Annotated in this window: 5 protein-coding genes; 1 reads left to right on the forward strand and 4 read right to left on the reverse strand. The window is 54.2% G+C overall.

Annotated features, from left to right (window positions below):
- The 4 genes from PAT3040_RS38085 to PAT3040_RS19100 form a co-directional block, all read right to left on the reverse strand.
- The coding region (locus PAT3040_RS38085) for a hypothetical protein (protein WP_219930299.1) at positions 1–181 on the reverse strand (181 nt) is incomplete at its 3' end.
- Positions 162–1,619 carry an ABC transporter substrate-binding protein gene (locus tag PAT3040_RS19090; protein ID WP_108993967.1) on the reverse strand — a complete coding sequence of 486 codons (1,458 nt, stop codon included), beginning with the start codon at positions 1,617–1,619 and terminating at the stop codon, positions 162–164. The genes PAT3040_RS19090 and PAT3040_RS38085, both read right to left, overlap by 20 nt.
- Positions 1,620–1,645: 26 nt before the next feature.
- The gene (locus tag PAT3040_RS19095; RefSeq protein WP_087565904.1) at positions 1,646–2,464 is read right to left on the reverse strand and encodes a carbohydrate ABC transporter permease; all 819 of its coding nucleotides are present in this window, start codon (positions 2,462–2,464) and stop codon (positions 1,646–1,648) included.
- An 84-nt stretch (positions 2,465–2,548) separates the two neighbouring features.
- The gene (locus PAT3040_RS19100) at positions 2,549–3,445 is read right to left on the reverse strand and encodes a carbohydrate ABC transporter permease (protein WP_108993968.1); all 897 of its coding nucleotides are present in this window, start codon (positions 3,443–3,445) and stop codon (positions 2,549–2,551) included.
- Positions 3,446–3,636: 191 nt separating this feature from the next.
- On the opposite strand from PAT3040_RS19100, the gene PAT3040_RS19105 reads away from it, so the two are divergent.
- A partial coding sequence (locus tag PAT3040_RS19105; protein WP_146200474.1) for a response regulator occupies positions 3,637–4,105 on the forward strand: 469 nt, incomplete at its 3' end.

The following is a 4,105-nucleotide window of genomic DNA, read 5'->3' on the forward strand; positions in this document are numbered from 1 at the left end:
GCCTGTCCATATTGGGTGTCGGCACGACCCAATCGGGCTGCTGCGCATGCGTCACGCCGGATAACGGAAGGCCCCTGTGATAGGGGCCGCAATGATCCCGCCGCAGCGTGTCGCAGACGATGACGATGCAGTTCATCGGCCGCGAAGCGCTTACGCTCGCCTTATTTGGAACCGTAGCCATTGTCCTTGTTCCAGCTGTTCTGCGTGGCTGCCGCTGCCATGTCCGTCGTAAGCGTATTGTTCATTTCCGTCGTAAATTTCTCCAGATCGATCGAACCTTCCAGATACAGCTGGCCGATTCTCACGAGATCCTCATTGAGCTTCTTGTCGATATGGGCCGCGTAGAAGTTGACGAGGATACGGTCGCCGACGAATTCGAAGCCTTTGAGATTGTCCGGCAGCTTAGCGCCCGACAGCGTCGTCGTCAGGTACAGCTTGTTGCCAAGAATCGACGCGACATCCGGCGAGGTCAAATATTTCAGTACGTCGACAACGACGTCCAGCTTTTCGCCCGTCACCGTCTTAGGCACCGTATACACGCCGTCCGGGTAGCCGCCGAGCTCGTAGTAGCGCTCCGAAGCGTCCGGATGTTCGGCCTTCGTCAAGTAAGGAAGCGCGAACGTGCCGTATTCGAATTTGCGGCCGCTGAAATCTTGAATCGATTTGAGCTCGAAGTTGCCCGCCATCATCATCGCCACGTCGCCGCGCAAAAACATCTGCTTCGCCGTGTCGCCGTTGACGCCGTTGTAGCCTTTGGCCCAATACTGCGACCAGTCCTTGATGATCGGGAATACTCCGTTCCACTCCGGGCTCGTCAGGTCGATCGTCTTTTCGGAGACGGCGCCGACGATCTCGTTGAGTTCCAGCTGCTTGTTGCCGTTATAATCGTACGAAGCCACCTTATCGGCCGCGATCTGGTTCGTCAAAATATTCGTCGCCCACAACAAGTGGTTGTCGCCCGGCTTCGAATTGGCGAAGGCGAACGGAGTAACGCCAGCGTCTTTCAGCGTTTTCTGCACGCTCAGAAATTCGGTCCATGTTTTCGGAACTTCCAGATTATATTTGTTGAACAGATCCTGGTTGTAGAACACGCGGATCGCCAATGTCTGCAGCGAAATGCCCGCCAGTCTTCCGTCTACGGGGTTTTTCATCTCATTGAATACGGTTGGCGCAAAAGTATCCTTCCACACCTTATCCTCGTTGTACGGGTTCGGCTCGTCGTAGCGCGCCGTCAAGTCGGTCAGCAGATCCTTGTTCAGATCCTCATGCGTCCACGTATAACGGCTTGGGAAAATATCGGGCGCCGTGCCGCCAATCAGCGCGGTTGTCATCCATGTGCGCGCGGCGTCGCCGTCATTGGGCGTGTACTCGATTTTAAACGTGACATTCGGATGTTGACTGGTATAACCGTCGAGAATTTCCTTCCAGACCGTCTTCGTCTGTTCTTCCTTCGGCGTCTCCATCGCGAATCGCAGCTCGACCGGCGCTTTGTCTGGACCCGGCTCGGCGCCGTTTGAATCCGGTTTGTTGTTTCCGTTGCTGCTGCAGCCGGCAATGACGACCGACAACGATAAAGCTGTTACGAGTAACGATTTGAACCAACGATTGCTTTTGCTCATGTGCTGAACACCCCTAGTTTATATTCCTAACCTTTGACCGCGCCGGACGTAATGCCGGAGATAAAAGGTTTGGTAGCGAGAAAGAAAAATGCGAGCAGAGGCAGCGACGAGATAACGTAACCCGCCAGCTTGACGCTGATGCCTTGGTCAAGAGTACCGGTAACCGTCGACAGCGCGAGGATGACCGGTTTTACCGAATCCCCGGTTGTGGCAACCAGCGGCCAGATATAGTTGTTCCATCCCGCCAGGAAATTCAGAATCGCGACGGTCGCGATTACGGGCAGAGACAACGGCATCACGATGCTTGCGTAGATGCGCCATTCGCTGGCGCCTTCCGTATCAGCTGCGTCGAGCAGGCTTTTCGGAATGCCTTCGAAGAACGCCCTCATGAGGAACGTCGCCATCGAAGCGCCGAACGCCATCGGCGGGAAAATCTGGCCTTGATACGTGTTGAGCATGTCCAGCTTCTGCACCAGCATAAACTGCGGAATAAGGAGCAGGAAGCCGGGAATCATCATCAGCGACAAAATAAGCAGGAACAAGGCGTTTTTGCCGGGATAATCGAAACGAACGAACGAATAGGCGGCCAGGGACGAGATTATGATTACCCCGACCACGATACAGGACGAGATAAACACCGTGTTCCAGATAAATGGCGCGATCTGGCGGAACGCCGACGCGTAATTGTCTCCGTGCAACGGGAACGACGGCGTCCAGAACTCCAATATCATTTGGTCAAAATGTTTGAACGAGCTAATGAGCAGCATATAAAACGGGAATAGTGTAAGAACGAGCAGGAAAACAAGTCCCGCGTACACTCCCCACGACGTCTTGCGGTCCGTCATGACGGCGATTCCTCCTTCTGTGCGGATATGGCGCGGTTTGGCGCGCGTGGCATGAGCCTGTTTCACCCAGCTGCGATCGCACGGTCAATCGATTTTGTCCGTGTCGCGGATAAACCGCTGGTTCACCCAGGTCAGCAGCAGCACGGCCGCAAACAACGTCACTCCGATAGCGGAAGCATAACCGAGCCGGCTGTAAGAAAATCCTTGGATGTATAAGTACAGCGCCGGCGTCATCGTCGACGTGCCGGGACCGCCGTTCGTCAGGACGAGAACATTTTCGAAGCTTTGAATTTGATTAATCAGCGTAAGCACGAGAATCAGCTTGATCTGGCTGCGCACAAGCGGCAGCTCGATATGTTTGAACCGTTGCCAGGCGTTCATGCCGTCCAGCTTTGCGACCTCGAACAGTTCCCCCGAGATGGCCATCAGACCGGCAAGATAGAGCAGAAAATTGATGCCTCCGATCCAAGGGAAATTTACGAAGACAATCGACGTAAATGCCGTTTTGCTCTCTCCAAGCCAGGCATGCGTCCATGATTCCAGGCCAACGACTTTAAGAAATTCGTTGAGTACGCCGTATTCGCCCGCAAATATCCACTGCCATGTCAAAAACACGATGATAGACGGTATAACGAGCGGCACGACAAACCAAACTTTGAAAAACTGCTGCAGCCTCCGGTTCGTTACATGAAAAACCAGCACGGCCGCAATTAGCGGCACGATCAGTTGAATGATGACCGCCGCGAACGTAAAACCCGCGACGTTGCCGAGCGAATCCAGAAACGTAGCGTCCCGGACCAACTCTTTGAAATTGGCCAAACCTACGTAAGACTTGACGTTTGCCCCGTTCCAATCGTACATCGACATGCGCAAAGCGTCGAAAAACGGGATGAATTTAAAGGATGCCAGTACGGCAAACACGGGAATCAAAAACAAATATCCCTTCCAATTGCGGCGCAAACGCGCCAATGAAGCGCTCATGATGCGTATCCCCCCTCCTGTCGGCTTCACGCCGATCTCTTATCCATTCCCTTGCGGCGATGTTCTCAGTATAAAGAAAGCGGTTCATTTTCATAAGGGCGCATTCTTTGACGATAGGAGGGTCGTTTTTTGGCGTATCTTGCAATCGGTGCCGCAAGCGGTATACTTGTGGACAAAGGAGGGAGCTTCCTATGAACGTGCTAATTGTAGACGATCAACGGCTGTCGCGCTCCCGGCTGATCCAGCTGGTGGACTGGCAGGGGCTTGGGATCAAGCTGGCCGGCGAAGCGGCGAACGGGCAAGAGGCGCTTGAAAAAATCGGCGACACGGATGCCGATCTCATCTTGACCGACGTGCGGATGCCGATCATGAACGGCTTGCTGCTCATCGAAAAAGCTCGCGAGCAATACGGCGACGATATCGGCTTTATTGTAACAAGCGGCTACGACGAGTTCGAATACGTGCGGCAATCGCTGCGTTTGACGGTAGCCGATTATCTGCTTAAACCGGTCGACGGCGGAGAGCTGAATGCGGTGTTGTCGCGAATCATCGAGGCCCGCAGGGAACAGACGGCACGGCAGGAGGCCCAGCTGCGTCATCGGCAGGAACAATGGTTGTATTATGTCGTGGAGGGCGTGTTCGAAGGAGACACGGCGTTAA

Origin of the sequence: Paenibacillus agaridevorans (assembly GCF_003112455.1) — a bacterium.
GTDB classification, from domain to species: domain Bacteria; phylum Bacillota; class Bacilli; order Paenibacillales; family Paenibacillaceae; genus Pristimantibacillus; species Pristimantibacillus agaridevorans.